This window comes from Microbacterium sp. (assembly GCF_052099035.1).
GTDB lineage: Bacteria > Actinomycetota > Actinomycetes > Actinomycetales > Microbacteriaceae > Microbacterium.
The window spans coordinates 47232-64167 of sequence record NZ_JBQDSX010000002.1; the positions used below are offsets into that span (position 1 = coordinate 47232).

17 protein-coding genes are annotated in these 16936 nt (G+C 65.3%); 12 read left to right on the forward strand and 5 right to left on the reverse strand.

Annotated elements, in window-relative coordinates:
• Nucleotides 1-43: 43 nt before the first annotated feature.
• Entirely contained in the window at nt 44-1126 is a 1083-nt protein-coding gene (locus ACTIAO_RS01445) for a BMP family lipoprotein (protein WP_441904555.1), read from the reverse strand.
• Between the two features lie 128 nt (nt 1127-1254).
• On the reverse strand, nt 1255-2370 hold the full coding sequence (locus ACTIAO_RS01450) for a mannose-1-phosphate guanylyltransferase (protein ID WP_441904556.1): 1116 nt from the start codon (nt 2368-2370) through the stop codon (nt 1255-1257).
• A 167-nt stretch (nt 2371-2537) separates the two neighbouring features.
• Between ACTIAO_RS01450 and sdhC the strand changes: the two genes are divergently transcribed.
• The 8 genes from sdhC to ACTIAO_RS01490 are packed head-to-tail and all read left to right on the forward strand — an operon-like array spanning nt 2538 to nt 9762.
• On the forward strand, nt 2538-2972 hold the full coding sequence (sdhC, locus tag ACTIAO_RS01455; RefSeq protein ID WP_441904557.1) for a succinate dehydrogenase, cytochrome b556 subunit: 435 nt from the start codon (nt 2538-2540) through the stop codon (nt 2970-2972).
• Nucleotides 2972-3430 carry a succinate dehydrogenase, hydrophobic membrane anchor protein gene (sdhD, locus tag ACTIAO_RS01460; RefSeq protein WP_441904558.1) on the forward strand — a complete coding sequence of 153 codons (459 nt, stop codon included), beginning with the start codon at nt 2972-2974 and terminating at the stop codon, nt 3428-3430. The genes sdhC and sdhD overlap by 1 nt, the downstream gene beginning before the upstream one ends.
• A 17-nt stretch (nt 3431-3447) precedes the next feature.
• A complete protein-coding gene (sdhA, locus tag ACTIAO_RS01465; RefSeq protein WP_441904559.1) occupies nt 3448-5253 on the forward strand; it encodes a succinate dehydrogenase flavoprotein subunit in 1806 nt (601 codons plus the stop codon).
• 2 nt (nt 5254-5255) lie between these two features.
• Complete coding sequence (locus ACTIAO_RS01470; protein ID WP_441904560.1) at nt 5256-6017, forward strand: succinate dehydrogenase iron-sulfur subunit; 762 nt, start codon at nt 5256-5258, stop codon at nt 6015-6017.
• Between the two features lie 52 nt (nt 6018-6069).
• Nucleotides 6070-7209 (forward strand): YihY/virulence factor BrkB family protein, encoded by a 1140-nt coding sequence (locus ACTIAO_RS01475; protein ID WP_441904561.1) that lies wholly within the window; start codon nt 6070-6072, stop codon nt 7207-7209.
• A gap of 9 nt (nt 7210-7218) precedes the next feature.
• Nucleotides 7219-8058 (forward strand): exodeoxyribonuclease III, encoded by an 840-nt coding sequence (locus tag ACTIAO_RS01480; protein ID WP_441904562.1) that lies wholly within the window; start codon nt 7219-7221, stop codon nt 8056-8058.
• A 26-nt stretch (nt 8059-8084) separates the two neighbouring features.
• The gene (gene trpS, locus ACTIAO_RS01485) at nt 8085-9089 is read left to right on the forward strand and encodes a tryptophan--tRNA ligase (RefSeq protein WP_441904563.1); all 1005 of its coding nucleotides are present in this window, start codon (nt 8085-8087) and stop codon (nt 9087-9089) included.
• Between the two features lie 34 nt (nt 9090-9123).
• Nucleotides 9124-9762, forward strand: coding sequence for a hypothetical protein (locus tag ACTIAO_RS01490; protein WP_441904564.1), 639 nt, complete (start codon nt 9124-9126; stop codon nt 9760-9762).
• Between the two features lie 28 nt (nt 9763-9790).
• Here the strand turns inward: ACTIAO_RS01490 and pth are convergent, their stop codons facing one another.
• Nucleotides 9791-10372: an aminoacyl-tRNA hydrolase gene (gene pth / locus ACTIAO_RS01495; RefSeq protein WP_441904565.1), complete on the reverse strand. Its 582-nt coding sequence runs from the start codon at nt 10370-10372 to the stop codon at nt 9791-9793.
• Nucleotides 10373-10469: 97 nt separating this feature from the next.
• Nucleotides 10470-11090: a 50S ribosomal protein L25/general stress protein Ctc gene (locus tag ACTIAO_RS01500; protein WP_441904566.1), complete on the reverse strand. Its 621-nt coding sequence runs from the start codon at nt 11088-11090 to the stop codon at nt 10470-10472.
• 236 nt (nt 11091-11326) lie between these two features.
• On the opposite strand from ACTIAO_RS01500, the gene ACTIAO_RS01505 reads away from it, so the two are divergent.
• The 4 genes from ACTIAO_RS01505 (at nt 11327) to ACTIAO_RS01520 (ending at nt 15364) form a co-directional block, all read left to right on the forward strand.
• Entirely contained in the window at nt 11327-11452 is a 126-nt protein-coding gene (locus ACTIAO_RS01505) for a hypothetical protein (protein WP_441904567.1), read from the forward strand.
• A gap of 99 nt (nt 11453-11551) precedes the next feature.
• Nucleotides 11552-13000 (forward strand): NADP-dependent phosphogluconate dehydrogenase, encoded by a 1449-nt coding sequence (gene gndA / locus ACTIAO_RS01510; RefSeq protein ID WP_441904568.1) that lies wholly within the window; start codon nt 11552-11554, stop codon nt 12998-13000.
• A gap of 73 nt (nt 13001-13073) precedes the next feature.
• On the forward strand, nt 13074-13802 hold the full coding sequence (locus tag ACTIAO_RS01515; RefSeq protein WP_441904569.1) for a response regulator transcription factor: 729 nt from the start codon (nt 13074-13076) through the stop codon (nt 13800-13802).
• A 44-nt stretch (nt 13803-13846) separates the two neighbouring features.
• On the forward strand, nt 13847-15364 hold the full coding sequence (locus tag ACTIAO_RS01520; protein WP_441904630.1) for a sensor histidine kinase: 1518 nt from the start codon (nt 13847-13849) through the stop codon (nt 15362-15364).
• A 6-nt stretch (nt 15365-15370) separates the two neighbouring features.
• Here the strand turns inward: ACTIAO_RS01520 and ACTIAO_RS01525 are convergent, their stop codons facing one another.
• Nucleotides 15371-16882 carry an FAD-dependent oxidoreductase gene (locus ACTIAO_RS01525; protein WP_441904631.1) on the reverse strand — a complete coding sequence of 504 codons (1512 nt, stop codon included), beginning with the start codon at nt 16880-16882 and terminating at the stop codon, nt 15371-15373.
• Between the last annotated feature and the right edge of the window lie 54 nt (nt 16883-16936).

Sequence of the window (16936 nt, forward strand, 5' to 3'; positions counted from 1 at the left end):
AGGTCGGCGGGTGGCCGACCTCCCCTCGTTCATCAATACTCGATCACTCGAGGTACGACGTCACAGTGACATCACCGGAGATGATCTGCTCCTGCAGGTCCTGCACAGCGGTCCACAGTGCCGGGTCCACCTTGTCCTGGAAGTTGTGGAGGTCGGCGATGCCGACGCCCTTGTTCTCGAGTGTGCCGATGTAGGGCTCGGCGTCGAACTCACCCTCTGCGCTGCTCATGGTCGCCTCGTAGGTCGAGAGCTTCATGTCCTTGAGGATCGAGGTGAGCACGTAGTCGGCGGTGGTCGGGTCGGTGACGAACAGGTCAGCATCCGCACCGATCAGCGCGATGTCACGACCGGACTCCTTGATGACCTGGAGCGCCGACTGGTAGATCGGGCCTCCGACGGGCAGGATCACGTCGACACCCTGGTCGATGATGTTCTGCGCGACCGACTTGGCCTCGGGGCCGGCGTCGAAGCCACCGGTGAACGACGTCATGCCCACGACCTCGACGGCGGTGCCGTTCTCCTGGTTGTAGTAGTCGACGCCCTGCTTGTAGCCGTCCATGAAGATCGTCACGGTCGGGAACTCCATGCCGCCGAACGTGCCGACCTTGCCGGTCTCCGAGTAGCCCGCCGACAGGTAGCCCGCCAGGAAAGCGGCCTGTGCCGTGTCGTACAGCAGCGGCTTGACGTTCTCGGCATCCTTCTCGCCGTCGAAGTCATTGTCAGCAGCGTCGTCGACGAGGATGTAGTCGATGTCCTCGTTCGCGAGTGCGCTCTCGACAGTGGCCGCAGACAGCGCGAAACCGACCGAGACGATCGCGTTGCAACCCTGCGACACGAGGCTCTCGATGTTCGGTGCGAAGTCCGTCTCGCTGTTGGACTCGACGTTCTTGTACTCGACGCCGAGTTCGTCGGCGGCCTGCACGACGCCCTCGTAGGAGAGCTGGTTGAACGACTTGTCGTCGAATCCGCCGGCATCCGAGACGATGCAGGGCAGGAAGTCGATGGTCTCCCCGCCGGCTTCACCGCCGCCGTTGTCCTCAGGCGCGGCTCCGCAGCCTGCGAGTGCGACGGCGACGCCGGTCGCCACGAGCGCGGCAAGAGCGCGCTTTCGGGTGGAAATGGTCACGTAAGCCTCCACGACTACTGGCCTGCGCCGATCGCAAGGCCCCGTCCGGCTAAGTTACCCAGTGTTACACCGCGACAGCAGTGCAGACGGTTAATGGTTATGAACTCGCAATAGACCCGGATCAGGTGCTACAGAACGTCGCCGCGCCCGGTGAGTTTCAACGACTCCACCACACCTTTGACGCGCTGCGCGTGCTCCGCTGTCGTGACCAGCAGTGCGTCAGGAGTGTCGACCACGACGATATCCTTCACGCCGATCAGGCTGATCACGCGGGAAGTCTGGCTGACGAGGATTCCGGTGGCGGCATCCGAGAGCACGCGGGCCCTGGGCCCGAGCACGGCGAGGTCGTTCTTGCGTCCGTTGCTGATGAGCTTGGTCAGCGAGGCGAAATCCCCCACATCATCCCAGTCGAAGTGTCCGGGAATGACAGCCAGTCGCCCCTTCTCGGCCGCGGGTTCCGCGACGGCGTAGTCGATGGCGATCTTCTTGAGCGTCGGCCAGACCCGATCGACGACCGGTCCGCGCTTGTCCCGGTCGTCCCACGCCTCGGCGAGTTCGAGGAGTCCGGCATGCAGTTCCGGCTCGTTCTGAGCGAGCTCATCCAGAAGCACGCTGGCCCGGGAGATGAACATGCCGGCGTTCCACAAGAAGGAACGATCCGCGTAATACTCCTTCGCGGTCTCGAGATCCGGCTTCTCGACGAAGCGCACGACCGTGGCGGCCTCGGGCGCCTTGTCCACGATGAGCTCGTCGCCCTTCTGGATGTAGCCGAATCCGACCGATGGCTCCGACGGCTGGATGCCGATGGTGCAGATGTATCCGTCGCGGGCGACGGCCACAGCCTGCTCCACGGCGAACTCGAACGTGCGCAGTCCGCGGATGACATGATCAGCCGCGAACGAGCCGATGATGACGTCCGGGTCTCGACGGTGCAGAATCGCGGCGGCGAGCCCGATGGCAGCTGCCGAGTCGCGAGGCTCGGACTCGAGGAACACGTTCAAGTCCTGGATGCCGGGCAGCTCAGCCTCGACGGCCGCCCGATGCGCGCGGCCCGTGACGACCGCGATGCGGTCCGGACCGACCATCGGCTCCAAGCGATCCCAGGTATCCCGCAGAAGCGAGTTGCCGGAGCCGGTGAGGTCGTGGAGGAACTTCGGCGCGTCCGCACGGGAGAGCGGCCACAGTCTGCTGCCGATGCCGCCTGCGGGGATCACTGCGTAGAAGTCATCGAAGGCCGAGGTCATGCGTTCAGCGTAGCGGGCGGGAGAAATCTCGACGTCAAGACAGTTAGGCCACCCTTCGTCGCTCCCAGCGTTTGAACAGGAATAGGATGGAACCCGATCGGGCATGCCCTGAGGTCGGTTCAGACCCAGTACATGCTGCCGACCTCGCACCGATAGGGAGGACGACCGTGTCCGCAGGCACTCGCTTGACACCGTCGATTTCGGAAACCACGTCCAAGGCTCCACGCGGCACGCTGTACCGCGGTCGTGAGGGCATGTGGTCGTGGGTGCTTCATCGCATCACCGGAGTCGCCATCTTCTTCTTCCTGCTTGTCCATGTCCTGGACACAGCACTCATCCGGGTCTCCCCCGAGGCGTACGACGCCGTGATCGGCACGTATAAGAACCCGATCATGGCGCTCGGCGAGGTCGTGCTCGTCGCCGCCATCGTGTTCCACGCGATGAATGGCCTCCGCATCATCCTCGTCGACTTCTGGTCGAAGGGCGCGCGGTTCCAGCGTCAGCTGTTCTGGGGCGTGCTGGCCGTCTGGGTCGTTCTGATGGCGGGCTTTGCCGGCCGCCACCTCTCACTCGCATTCTCCAGCATGGGCGGAGGCCACTGATGTCCGCACAGACCATCGCCGCACAAGCCGGTACCGATCAGCCGCGCCGTCGCCGTGGCGTCAACCTCGAGAAGTGGGGCTGGGTGTTCATGCGAGCATCCGGTGTCGTCCTGATCGTCCTGATCTTCGGCCACCTCTTCGTCAACCTCATGACCGGCGAAGGCATCCACGCGCTGGATTTCGCATTCGTCGCCGGTAAGTTCGCCTCACCGTTCTGGCAGTGGTGGGACGTGGTGATGCTGTGGCTGGCGTTCATCCACGGCGGCAACGGCATGCGCACGATCATCAACGACTACGTGACGCACGAGAAGGTCCGAAAGACTCTGGTCGGCGCTGTTGCACTCGCCGCCGGACTCCTCATCATCCTCGGCACACTCGTCGTGTTCACATTCGACCCTTGCCTGGGCGTGACCGACACCAGCTCCCTGTGGGAGTCGTGCCAGGCTCTGGGCAAGTAGAAGAGAAGGCTTGAAGAGTGACTACTGAGACTCAGGATTCCGTCGTCCGCGACGGTGTGCACTACCACCAGTTCGACGTCGTGATCGTCGGCGCCGGCGGCGCCGGCATGCGTGCGGCGATTGAGGCAGGTCCCGGTGCGAAGACGGCCGTGATCTCCAAGCTCTACCCGACGCGCTCCCACACGGGTGCCGCGCAGGGCGGCATGGCGGCAGCCCTCGCGAACGTCGAGGAGGACAGCTGGGAATGGCACACATTCGACACCGTCAAGGGTGGCGACTACCTCGTCGACCAGGATGCTGCTGAGATCCTCGCCAAGGAAGCCATCGACGCGGTCATCGACCTCGAGAACATGGGGCTGCCGTTCAACCGCACCCCCGAGGGCAAGATCGATCAGCGTCGCTTCGGCGGCCACACGGCCAACCACGGCAAGACTCCGGTGCGCCGTGCGTGCTACGCCGCTGACCGCACCGGCCACATGATCCTGCAGACGCTGTTCCAGAACTGCGTCAAGCTCGGCATCAACTTCTTCAACGAGTTCTACGTGCTCGATCTGATCACGGTCGTAGGCGAGGACGGCGGTACCCAGGTCGCCGGTGTCGTCGCTTATGACCTCTCCACCGGCGAGCTGCACGTCTTCCAGGCCAAGGCCGTGATCTTCGCGACCGGCGGTTTCGGCAAGATCTTCAAGACCACCTCCAACGCGCACACCCTCACCGGCGACGGCGTGGGGATCGTCTGGCGCAAGAACCTGCCGCTCGAAGACATGGAGTTCTTCCAGTTCCATCCGACCGGCCTCGCCGGTCTCGGCATCCTGCTCACCGAGGGTGCCCGCGGTGAGGGAGCGATTCTCCGCAACGAGTCCGGTGAGCGCTTCATGGAGCGCTACGCCCCCACCATCAAGGACCTCGCACCGCGTGACATCGTGGCGCGCTCCATGGTGCAGGAGGTCCTCGACGGACGCGGCGCTGGTCCGCACAAGGACTACGTGTATCTCGACTGCACGCACCTCGGTGCCGAAGTCCTCGAGACGAAGCTGCCGGATATCACCGAGTTCGCGCGCACCTACCTGGGTGTGGACCCGGTCACGGAGCCGGTTCCGGTCATGCCGACCGCGCACTACGCGATGGGCGGCATCCCCACCAACAACAACGCCGAGGTGCTCTCCGACAACGACACCATCGTCCCGGGCCTCTACGCCGCCGGCGAGTGCGCGTGCGTCTCTGTGCACGGCTCGAACCGCCTGGGCACCAACTCACTGCTCGATATCAACGTGTTCGGCAAGCGCGCGGGAAACAACGCCGTCGCCTACGCCAAGACCGCGGAGTTCGTGCCGCTCCCCGAGAACCCGGCGGCCTTCGTCTCGGGCCTGCTCGAGCAGCTGCGCGACAGCAACGGCACCGAGCGCGTGGCCGTGCTGCGCAAGAAGCTCCAGGACGAGATGGACCTCGGAGCTCAGGTGTTCCGCACCCACGAGTCGCTCGAGCACGTGCTCGGCGTCATCGCGGAGCTCCGCGAGCGCTACAAGAACGTCTACGTCGACGACAAGGGACACCGCTTCAACACCGACCTGCTCGAAGCCGTCGAACTGGGCTTCCTGCTCGACATCGCCGAGGTCGTCGTCTACGCCGCGCAGAACCGTGAGGAGAGCCGCGGTGGCCACATGCGCGACGACTTCCCCAAGCGCGACGACGAGAAGTACATGAAGCACACGATGGCGTACCTCACGGGTGACCCGCACTCGTCAACTCCGTCCGACCACATCAAACTCGACTGGAAGCCGGTTGTCATCACCAACTACCAGCCGATGGAGAGGAAGTACTGACCATGTCGAATGCTGTCGCAGAGGCTCCTGCCGCCGCTGATCCGGCCGTCCAGTCCTTCCTCGTCACGTTCATCGTCCGCCGATTCGACCCCGAGAAGGATGCCGAACCGCGCTGGGTCGACTACGACGTCGAGCTGTTCGCCACCGACCGCGTCCTCGATGCGCTCCACAAGATCAAGTGGGAGGTCGACGGTTCGCTGTCCTTCCGCCGCTCGTGCGCGCACGGCATCTGCGGCTCGGATGCGATGCGCATCAACGGTCGCAACCGCCTCGCCTGCAAGACGCTGATCAAGGACCTCGACATCTCGAAGCCGATCTACGTCGAGGCGATCAAGGGGCTGCCGCTCGAGAAGGACCTCATCGTCGACATGGAGCCGTTCTTCGCCTCCTACCGCGAGGTGCAGCCCTTCCTCGTGGCGAACTCCACTCCGGAGAAGGGCAAGGAGCGCGTGCAGTCGATCGCGGACCGCGCGATCTTCGATGACACCACCAAGTGCATCCTGTGCGCGGCGTGCACCTCGTCGTGCCCGGTCTTCTGGACGGATGGTCAGTACTTCGGACCGGCTGCCATCGTCAACGCGCACCGCTTCATCTTCGACTCGCGCGACGACAACGGCGACGCCCGCCTGGACATCCTCAACGACAAGGAGGGCGTGTGGCGCTGCCGCACGACCTTCAACTGCACCGAGGCGTGCCCCCGCGGCATCGAGGTCACCAAGGCGATCGCCGAGGTCAAGCAGGCGGTCCTGCGCGGCCGCGTCTGAGACTGCCCTACTCCCCCGAGTGGGGAGGTCGTTCGCCGAGAGGGGTGAGAACGTGTCCGAAGATCGCGTCCCCCTGCGTCAACGATTCGAACAGCCCATCGAGCGCGCGACCGATCTGAAGGATCGCACTCTCGCCACCTTCCCCGTTCGGGTGTGGCGAGGGTTCCTCCGCGGGAATGGATTCCTGCTGTCGGCAGGGATGAGCTACTACGTCCTGTTCTCGCTGTTCGCGGCGCTCTATGTGAGTTTTGCCGGCGTCGGACTCTGGCTCGGCGCCAGCTCGCGCGCGATCGATGTCCTCATCCAGTTGGTCAACAGCTACCTGCCCGGACTGATCGGGACATCGGGTCTGCTCAGCAAAAAAGACGTAGTGACGATCGCACAGAGCAGCACCAGCCTGCTGACGATCACCGGTGCTATCGCCGTGGGCTTCGCCGCATGGACGGCGATCTCCGCGGTGACCTTCACGCGTCGCGCGATCCGTGACATCTTCGGACTGCCCTTCGATACGCGCTCGTACTGGATCCTCAAAGCCCGCGATCTGCTCGCCGGGGTGATGTTCGGACTTGCGCTCGTCGCCGGCGCGGCACTGAGCACATTCAGCTCGTGGGCATTGGACTCGCTGGTCGATCTGTTCCAGTGGGACAAGAACACCTGGCTGCTGTCCAGTACCGGGCGAGGACTGTGGATCGTCAGCGCGTTCGTGATCGACGCGGGAGCGCTCGCGAGCCTCGTCCGCTTCCTCGTCGGCGCAGATCTACGATGGCGCTTCATCTGGCCGGCCTCCCTGATCGGCGCGGGTGCGATGGTGCTTCTCCAGCTCACCGCCGGCGCGCTGCTCACACGCGTGCCCAGCAACCCGCTCCTCGCCTCGTTCGCCGTGATCATCGCTCTGCTGCTGTGGTGCCGGCTTCTCTCGAGCGTCATCCTCGTCGCAGCGTCATGGATAGCGGTGACCGCCGCTGACAACGACCATCCCCTCGAGATCACGGACGAAGCGGCCGCTCGCCTCGCGGAGCAAGAGGCGCTGGTACTCGCCGCACGCGTGCAGCTGCGACGTGCACGCGACGCGTACGCCGAAGCGCGATGGTATCGACGTCCCTTCGCCCGACGTGCCGTGCGCCATGCGAAAGCGACGCTCACCGCGGCGATCGAGGAGACCGAATCGGGGGATGTCACCGGCCCTCGTTAGGCTGGTTCCATGCCTCATCTGCGTATCGCTTCGGTCAACGTCAACGGAATCCGGGCCTCGGTCCGCAACGGCATGAACGGGTGGCTCGATGCTGCCGAGGTCGATGTGCTCACCCTGCAAGAGGTGCGCGCACAGGACGACCATCTCGCAGCTGCCCTCCCTGGCTGGTCGATCATTCACGACGAGGCGACGACGAAGGGTCGCGCTGGCGTCGCCATCGCGAGCCGGACACCTGCTCTCGCCTCGCGTACCGCCTTCGGCGCGGACGACTTCGATTCGAAGGGCCGCTGGATCGAGGGAGATTTTCTGCTCGGTGACGAGCCGCTTACAATCGTGAGCGCCTATGTGCACTCCGGCGAAGCAGACACTCCCAAGCAAGACGAGAAGTGGAAGTTCCTCGACGCCTTCGATACGCGGCTGTCAGAGCTCGGGGGCGATGGCGCATTCGCCGTCGTCACCGGTGACCTCAACGTCGGTCATCGCGAGCTCGACATCAAGAACTGGCGCGGCAACCGCAAGAAATCCGGGTTCCTTCCCCGAGAACGTACCTATTTCGATCGTTATCTCGGCGAGGCCGGTACCGAGGTGACCGGTGTCGACGGCACGGTCGGCACGGGGCTCGGCTGGGTCGATGTCGGGCGCCGGTTCCACGGCGAGGTCGATGGCCCGTACACATGGTGGTCGGCGCGTGGGCAGGCCTTCGACAATGACACCGGATGGCGCATCGACTACCACCTCGCAACACCCGCCCTCGCCGGGCGTGTCATCGATTACCGCGTCGCCCGTGCCGCCAGTTATGCAGAACGCTGGAGCGACCACGCGCCCGTGGTGGTCGACTACTCGTACTGATCCTGGGTGCCCGTAGGATTGGAGCTGTGAACAAGCCTCGTCTCTACTCAGGAATGCAGCCCTCCGCCGACTCTCTGCAGGCCGGCAACTACATCGGGGCGCTGCTGCAGTGGCGGGACATGCAGAACTCGTACGACGCGTTCTTCTCCGTTGTCGATCTGCACGCGATCACCGTCCCTCAGGACCCCAAAGAGCTGCGCGAGAAGACCCGTCGCACGGCGGCGCAGTACATTGCCGCGGGCATCGAGCCGTCGAAGTCCACGCTGTACGTGCAGTCGCACGTACAGGCACACGCCGAGCTGGCCTGGGTGCTGGGAACCATCACCGGATTCGGCGAAGCCGGCCGCATGACGCAGTTCAAGGACAAATCCGCACGCTTCGGGCAGGACTCCACCTCGGTGGGTCTGTTCACCTACCCCGTACTCATGGCCGCCGACATCCTCCTCTATCAGAGCGAACTGGTCCCCGTCGGTGACGATCAGAAGCAGCATGTCGAGCTCACCCGTGACCTGGCTGAGCGCTTCAACAAGCGATTCGGCAAAACTTTCACCATCCCGAAGCCGGTCATCCAGAAGGACACCGCACGCATCTACGACCTGCAGAATCCGACATCGAAGATGTCGAAGTCCGCTGAGTCGGATGCCGGAGTGCTGTGGCTTCTCGACGAGCCGGCCAAATCGGCGAAGAAGATCATGCGCGCGGTGACCGACGCCGAGGGCTCCGTGCGCTACGACCGCGAGAACAAGCCGGGCGTATCGAACCTGCTCACCATCTATGCAGCTCTCAGCGGTCGCCAAGTGGAATCGCTCGAGAACGAGTACGCGGGGCGTGGCTACGGTGATTTCAAGAAGGACCTGGCCGAAGTGGTCACGTCCGAGTTCGGGCCCGTGCGCGAGCGCGTCCTCGAGTTGCTCGACGACCCCGCCGAGCTCGACCGCATCCTCGCTGCGAATGCAGAACGCGCAGAGGCTGTCGCCAATGCCACCCTCGCCGATGTCTACGACCGGGTGGGCCTGCTCCGTCGAGTCTGACTGCCGGAGCTGCCCTGCCCTCTAAGATGGGGGCGTGACAGATCCGCAGCTTCCTCCGCCGCCGTCCAACCCGGTTCCGCCGATTCCCGCCGCGCCGGAGGGGCAGCACTACCTGGCCCCACCGGCGCAGCCACCGGCACCGGCGTACCAGAATCCGGCCTATCAGGCGCCTCCGGGAGCCTATGCCGCTCCCGTCGGTGGATATGGCGCGCCCGTCGGTGGATACAACTCTCCGGCCGGGCCCTTCCAGGCCCCGCAGCCGGGAGGCCCACAGCCGACAGCGCCGAAATCTGCTGTACTCGGCGTGATCGCGTTCGTGTGCTCGATCGTCGCGGCTATCGTGATGCCGATCATCGCGGGCGTGGCCGGCTACCAGATCGGATTCCGTCTCCCGTCGATCGCGAATGAGATCGACTCCGCGGCATCCGACCTCGCGGCCCTCTCCCCCGTGCGCGACCAGGTGTTGATGGGCGAGATCGGATTCTGGGTCGGCACCCTGGCCGGGATCGCCGCCATCGTCTTGGGCATCATGGCGATCGCGAAGCGTCAGGGACGCGTGTGGGGAGTCATCGCGCTGATCCTCGGCGTGATCGGACCGATGATCTTCTTCATCGTTCTCAGCATCACACTGGCCAGCGGCGCGGGCTCCGGCGCCGTGTCGCAGTTCTCATAACCCGCCGGCGCATGCGTCGGCAGCGCAGTCAGCGCGGAGCGTGATGCTTCTGCTGTGCGGCGAGCAGCCCCTCTGAGACCAGCAGCTCGACGGCGTCAGCGGCGTCCGAGACGAGCACGGGCAGCGACTCGCGCTCGTTCTTACTGAAGGGCGAGATCACCCAGTCGGCAGCATCCTGGCGCCCGGGGGGACGCCCGATGCCGACGCGCACACGCGGGAAGTCTGCCGTGCTGAGCGCGCTGGCAACGTCGCGGACGCCGTTGTGCCCGCCGTGCCCACCACCGGTTTTGAGCTTGAGCGTGTCGAACGGGATGTCCAGCTCGTCATGAATGATGACGGTGCGCTCCGGGGGGACCGAGTAGAACCGCGCCAGCGCGGCGACCGGCGTCCCTGAAACGTTCATGAACGAGTTCGGCTTGGCGAGGACGATCTTGTCCGCACCCGGCTCCAGCCATGTCTCGATCGCGCGCGCCCCGGCCTTGTGTTCGCGAAACGTCTCACTTCGACGGGCTGCGAGTTCGTCGACGACCAGCTGACCAACGTTGTGACGGGTCGTCTCATACCGAGGACCGGGGTTGCCCAGTCCGACGATCAGCCAGGTGTCAGCCATGCGTCTCTCTTCTCTCGACATCGCCAGGATACGACTGGCCAGGATACGACAGAGGGGACGCGATCATCTCGCGTCCCCTCTGCAGTGAGCAGCTGAATTACTCTGCAGCAGCCTCTTCGGCGGCCGGTGCGGCCTCGCCCTCAGCGGCAGCGGCTTCGTCCGCGGCAGGCTCAACCTCAGCGGCCGGAACGTAAACGGTGACGAGCAGCAGCTCAGGGTCATCGATCAGCGATGCGCCCTTGGGCAGGTTGACCTCGCCGGCGGTGATGTGCGCGCCCTCTTCCAGGCCCTCGACGGAAACCTCGAGGTGCTGCGGGATGTGAGTCGCCTCGACCTCGAGCTTGATCGTGGTGACCTCGACGGAGACGACGGTGCCGGAGAACGACTCGCCGCTGGTGAAGATCGGGACCTCGACCTGGACCTTCTCGCCCTTCTTCACGACGAGGAGGTCGATGTGCTCGATGATCTGACGCACCGGATCCCGCTGCACGTCCTTGACGAGAGCGAGCTGGCTCTTGCCCTCGATGTCGAGCTCGAGCAGCGCGTTCGCACGGCGGATGATGAGCGAGACCTGGTGGCCAGGAAGCGCGACGTGCACCGGCTCGGTGCCGTGGCCGTAGATGACGGCGGGGATCTTGCCGGCAGCGCGCAGGCGGCGGGCGAAGCCCTTGCCGAATTCTGCGCGGACCTCGGCGTGGACCTTGGTGTCCTCAGACATTGGTTCTCCTTCGGGGCACACGGCGAACTGCTCGCCGCGTGGTGGTCTTGTGGTCGGCTTCCCGGACGCAGACGTGCGAAAAAGCCACGAGGCTTGATTCGCCGCGTCGATTACGGATGCCGCGCACGCGAAGCATCCCTCGCCGAGGAACTCCTCTATGGTACCTGATCAGGCGGTAGGCTGAAACTCGGTGCTTCACCGCACGCACACACCCGCATCAGAAACTGGAGTCCGGCATGATCGACGGCACTTTCCTCTCACACGTGATCCTGTGGCTGATCGGGGCGATGACCCTGGGCGCCACCGTCTGCACCATCGGTGCGCTGTTCTCCATGGGGCGCACCAGCTACCGCAAGGACTGACCCGCAACCCACGTTCGTGCACTGGATGTCACGAATGCAACGTCTCCTCGTGACCGCGATAATCTGAAGTCATCCCACTTCACGATCGAGGAGCAATCTGTGCCCGAAGCATCTGCGAATATCGGAGTCGTTGGACTCGCCGTCATGGGGTCGAATCTGGCCCGCAACCTCGCTTCTCGCGAGGGGAACTCGGTAGCGGTGTTCAATCGCAGCCGTTCCAAGACGGACGAGCTGATCGCGACGCACCCTGAGGCCGAGTTCGTTCCCGCGTTCTCGTATCAGGAGTTCGCCGACAGCCTGCAGAAGCCGCGGACGGCGATCATCATGGTCAAAGCCGGCGGTCCCACAGATGCCGTGATCGACTCGCTTGTCGAGGTCTTCGAGCCCGGCGACATCATCGTCGATGGCGGCAATGCCTACTTCCCCGACACGATCCGCCGCGAGAAGGCCGTCCGCGAGACGGGCATCAACTTCGTCGGCGCCGGGATCTCCGGCGGTGAAGAAGGCGCGCTCCTCGGACCCTCGATCATGCCCGGCGGTTCCGACGAGTCCTGGGTCACTCTCGGACCGATCCTCAAGTCCATCGCCGCAGTCGCCGAGGGCGAGCCCTGCGTCACGCACATCGGGCACGACGGCGCCGGCCACTTCGTGAAGATGGTCCACAACGGCATCGAGTACGCCGACATGCAGCTCATCGCCGAGGCGTACGACCTCATCCGCCGCGGAACGGGCAAGAGCCCGGCCGAGATCGCAGACATCTTCGCCGAATGGAACGCCGGCGAGCTCGAGTCCTATCTGATCGAGATCACCGCCGAGGTGCTCCGTCAGACCGACGCCGAAACCGGCAAGCCGCTGGTCGATGTCATCCTCGACCAGGCAGGAGCCAAGGGCACCGGCGCCTGGACCGTGCAGACCGCCCTCGCCCTCGGCGTCCCCGTCTCCGGCATCGCCGAGGCCACCTTCGCCCGGTCCCTGTCCTCCCACCCCGAGCAGCGCGCTGTCGCCACGCACCTCCCCGGCCCTTCGGAGACGTTCACGGTCGACGATGTCGACGCGTTCATCGAGGACGTCCGCCTCGCCCTCTACGCCTCGAAGATCGTCGCCTACTCGCAGGGATTCGACGAGATCCGTGCCGGGGCCGCCGAATACGGGTGGAACATCGACCTCGGAGCCGTATCGAAGATCTGGCGCGGAGGATGCATCATCCGCGCCCAGTTCCTCAACCGCATCGCCGACGCTTACAACGAGAGCGCAGAGCTGCCGCTGCTGATGTCCGCCCCGTATTTCGCCGAAGCACTCGGCCGCGGACAGGCATCATGGCGTCGCGTGGTCATCGCCGCCGCGACCGCGGGCATCCCCGCACCGGCGTTCTCCTCGTCGCTGTCTTACTACGACGGCATCCGCGCCGACCGCCTGCCCGCAGCCCTCGTGCAGGGGCAGCGCGATTTCTTCGGCGCCCACACCTACAAGCGCGTCGACAAGGACGGCACCTTCCACACGCTGTGGTCCGGAGACCGCACCGAGATCGAGGCCGTCGACACGCACTGAGCGCACTGCGATTCACAGGTCAGACATAGTCCTTTCCATAGAAATCCCATAGCTGATTCCTCAGAATGGTGACATGACCGCTGACCTGCCCGAACTGCACCGCCCTGATGGCTCGCCGCTGCGCATCCTCGCCGTGGATGACGAGCAGATGCTCACGGACCTCCTGGCGATGGCTCTGCGCATGGAGGGTTGGGAGGTGCGCACAGCATCCTCGGGGTTGGAGGCACTGCAGGTCGCTCGAGAGTTCGAGCCCGATGCCCTCGTGCTCGACATCATGATGCCCGACCTCGACGGCATGAGCGTGCTGCGCCGCCTGCGCGAATCCGGCAATCTCGTGCCGGTGCTGTTCCTCACCGCGAAGGATGCCGTGGGCGATCGCGTCGCCGGCCTCACGGCCGGCGGCGACGACTACGTCACCAAGCCGTTCAGCCTCGAAGAGGTCATCGCGCGGCTGCGCGCGATCATCCGCCGCACGGGACTCGCCGCATCCGACGAGGGACAGTCGATCCTGCGCGTCGGCGACCTGACCTTGAACGAGGACAGTCACGAGGTCGAACGCGCCGGCGACGAGATCGAGTTGACCGCAACGGAGTTCGAGCTGCTGCGCTACCTCATGCGCAATGAGCGACGGGTGCTCTCGAAGGCACAGATCCTCGATCGCGTCTGGAGCTACGACTTCGGCGGCAAATCATCCGTCGTCGAGCTCTATATCTCGTATCTGCGCAAGAAGATCGATGCGGGTCGCACTCCCCTGCTGCACACCGTCCGCGGCGTCGGGTACATGATCAAGGCTCCGCAGTGACCACACCCGAACCATCCCGGCCGTGGACGCTGCAGACGCGGCTCATGGCCGCCGTGATCGGGTTCGTGTCACTCATCCTCATCATCGTCGCCATCATCACCAGCGCAACGCTCGGCACGGCGCTGGAGGGCCAGCTCGCGGAACAGGTCAGGTCGATGTCGATCCGCACGACCAGCCTCGTCACACAGGCGTCGGTTCCGGCAGCGGTGAAGAACGTCCCCCTGACCGCCCAAGCAGCCATGGAGAATGTCGCACCACCCGCGACCGGCCTCCTGCTGGCCATCGCGGATCCCGACAGCGGAGCCAGCGGTGTGCTGGTCGACAGCTCCGGAAAAGTCCAGGATCTGACCGACGAGCAGCTCGTCGCCATCGACGAGGCGCTGAGCGGTCGTGCAACCGGGGCCATCGCGCTGGAGGGTTCCCACAGAGGGTCGTATCAGCTGGCGGTGACCGAGACATCGGTGACCCAGTTCTCCGGCAAGATCACCGTCGTCACGGGCCTGCCCCGGGATGCCATCCAGAGCACGATGGCGCAGCTTCTGACCGTGATCACCCTGGCGACCCTCGGTGGTCTCATCCTGCTCGCGCTGACGACAGCAGTGACGATCCGATTCAGCCTCCGGCCCCTGCGTGCAGTGGCCGGCACAGCGACCCGTGTCGCCAACCAGCCGCTCGATCGTGGTGAGGTCGAGATCACGGAGCGCGTGCCCGCGTCCGAAGCCGACCCGCGCACGGAGACCGGGTTGGTCGGAGCCTCGCTGAACAAGCTGCTCGACCACGTCAACGACTCCCTCGCCGCGCGGCAGCGCAATGAGGAGCGGATGCGCAAATTCGTCGCGGATGCCAGCCACGAACTGCGCACTCCGCTGGCATCCATCCGCGGCTATTCCGAGCTTTCGCTGCGGACCCTTCGACAGGCTCAGGGACCGCGACAGGCTCAGGGACCGCGACAGGATCAGGGGCCGGATGCCGACAGCACCGAGACCGCGCTCGAGCGCATCCAGGCCCAGTCACTGCGCATGACCAGGCTCGTCGAAGACCTGCTGCTGCTCGCTCGCCTGGATGAGGGCCAGGAGCTCGTCTACGGATCCGTCGACCTCACCCAGCTGGCCCTGGAGGGCCTCTCCGATGCTCGGCCGACCGCGCCCGACCACATCTGGAACATCGAGGTGCCCGACGAGCCCGTCGTGATGGTCGGCGACGCCGGCCGCCTGCATCAGGTGGTGGCGAATCTGCTCGCGAACGCACGCACGCATACTCCGGCTGGCACCGAGATCACGCTGAGCGTTGCGCGGGAGGGCGATGCCGCGGTGATTCGCGTGCATGACAACGGCCCGGGGATCGATCCCGCGGTGCGCGAAGAGCTCTTCGCCCGCTTCGCACGCGGTGACAGCTCCCGTGCTCGCCAGACAGGTGGCACCGGGCTGGGCCTGGCGATCGCCAAGGCGATCGTGGAAGGCCACCACGGAGTGATCGAGGTGGAATCGGAACCGGGAGACACCACCTTCACTGTCGGGTTCCCCGCGTCTGCGGCATCCGCTTCGGGGTCTTCCTCCGCGTAGCCGGAATCAGTACCCGGCAAAGGCGTCCGTGGTCACCGAGTGCGCCTTCTGCAGAGCGGGTGAGAGATCGGCGATCAGTCGCGGTGGACCGGAGATGAACGTATGCCGTGACGCGATATCGGGCACGGCCCGTTCGAGTCCGGCAGCATCCAGACGGACGCCTCGCGCCCAGGTCCAGTGCGCTGGGAGTCCCGTCGGCTCATCACGGCTGAAGACGACGGTCGGCACTCCGGTCGCTTCCAGTTCCTCCCGGAACGCCAACTCCGACGCCTCGGATGCCACGTACACGAGCACGATGTCACGCCGCACTCCGTCGGCCTGCAGCTGACGCAGCTGCGAGACGAACGGAGTCACGCCGATACCTGCCGCAAGCATGAGCACCGGAGTCTCGCCCTTGGGCAGGAGGAAATCTCCCCAAGTACCGGTCACGGCAAGGGTCGTGCCCGGTTCAGCGACCGCCAGAGCACGCTTGTACGACGACGGATGTTTCTGATCGCCGTTCTTGTAGGCGATCCGCAGTGTCGGCAGGTCTGCCGGCGCGGAGACGATGCTGAACTCGCGTCGCGTGCCGCGTGCATCGGGGTGCCGATGCGGGACGTCGAGCTCGAGATACTGCCCCGGGAGGAAGCGCAGCTTCCCTCTGGCCCGGAACGTCAGTTCCTGCGCCGTCGGCGTGATGAACTCGCGTCTCTCCAGCGTCAATCGCACGGACCCGCGCAGTGCGAAGGTCAGCGCGAGCAGGTTGCCGATCAGCAGCGCCCGCTCCTGTCCGAGTGTGAACAGACCGCCGATGACGATCGGCCACCCGGCAAGGACGCCCACGAGAGCGGCCACCCAGAACTGCTGCCAGCGCCGCGGCGGACTGGTCAGGGGCTCAGCGACCATGAATATGCCGAGGAACAAGTACGGCGAGTGCAGGACCGCGAAGGACAGCGCCGCAGGGACCTCGAGATCGACGCCGAGCTGCTGCGCCTCCACGACCTGGCGCACGACCGCGGCGCCGACAGCGATGAGCAGGAACACCAGCACCACGCGCACCCGCTCGATACGCGAGAGCACGAACAGCCCGAACACCGCCACCGGGATCGCCATCGTGGGTGTCCCCACCCACCAGGATGCCGAGGTGCCCAGCCATTCGAATGCGCCGAACGCCCCGACGATCGAGACGACAGCCGCGCCGAACGCGGCGGGATTAAAGATATGCCGTCCGCGCCATACGATGATGTACTTCGAAATACTTGCCAGCCCACCAGCCAGCGCGAGGCCGATCAGTGCCGGAACATCCAGTCCCGGGCGCATGACGAACAGCAGGATCAGAGCTGTCACGGCAGACGACTCCACGCGCCAGGGCAGATGCAGCAGGCGTTGCGCTGCCGCATCGACGGCGGAGATCACCACCAGCAGCACGACGAACGCCACGACGAGTTCCAGCGGCGCAGGCGCCACCAGCCCGAACACGGACAGGACCAGTGCGACGAGGGCGAGGGCTGCGAGGCTGTACAGCACCAGCCGGTACATCGAGATGGCGCCGAGGACCGCGAGCACCCGCTGACGCAGAGCGGCGAAGGAGAT